This is a genomic window from Vibrio sp. YT-19(2023) (assembly GCF_033337395.1).
Genome location: NZ_JAWOQN010000644.1, coordinates 1 through 641 on the forward strand (window position 1 = coordinate 1; position 641 = coordinate 641).

The 641-nt window shown below is 47.1% G+C and carries 1 protein-coding gene; it reads right to left on the reverse strand.

The window, feature by feature from the left end; translation table 11 throughout:
- Positions 1 to 126 precede the first annotated feature (126 nt).
- Positions 127 to 641: ThiF family adenylyltransferase (locus R7E78_RS27640; RefSeq protein ID WP_318058820.1), on the reverse strand; the 515-nt coding region annotated here is incomplete at its 5' end.

The window sequence follows — 641 nt, forward strand, 5'->3', positions numbered from 1 at the left end:
GTTTGTTTATGATGGGTATTAGTAATCTAAAATGCGGGGTTTTAATTTTGAATCTCAGAATAAGAAAAAGCCCAACGTTGTGTTGGGCTTTTTGAGAACTCTTTACTATGGTGAAGTTTGCGCCACTTAACCACAAACAGGGCAGGTCGGCATTTTCATCAAGTTCATTTCTCGCCACGACATGCTGAGCGCATCGAGAATAAGGATTTTCCCTTTCTTTGGCTGGCCGTAATTTGCGATCACCTTGATGGTTTCCATCGCTTGTACAGCGCCCACAATCCCGACCACTGGTGCCATTACACCCGCTTCAACGCAGCTTAGTGCACTGCTACCAAATAGTGCACTCAAGCACTGGTAACAAGGTTGAGTTGGATCGTCGTACGTAAACACGCTCACTTGACCTTCCATACGAATTGCCGCCCCAGAGATAAGCGGGGTTTTCGTTGCAAAACAGAGACGGTTCAGTTGATTACGAGTGTCGACGTTATCAGACGCATCAACTACCACAGTGTGTTGTTCAATCAAAGCTTGAAGTTGAGCATCATCGAGACGTTTGGCAACGGCGTTTACCTCGACGTGAGGGTTAAGTTCTCGCAGCGCATCGGCGGCAGAATCCACCTTTTTGCGGCCGATATCTGTGT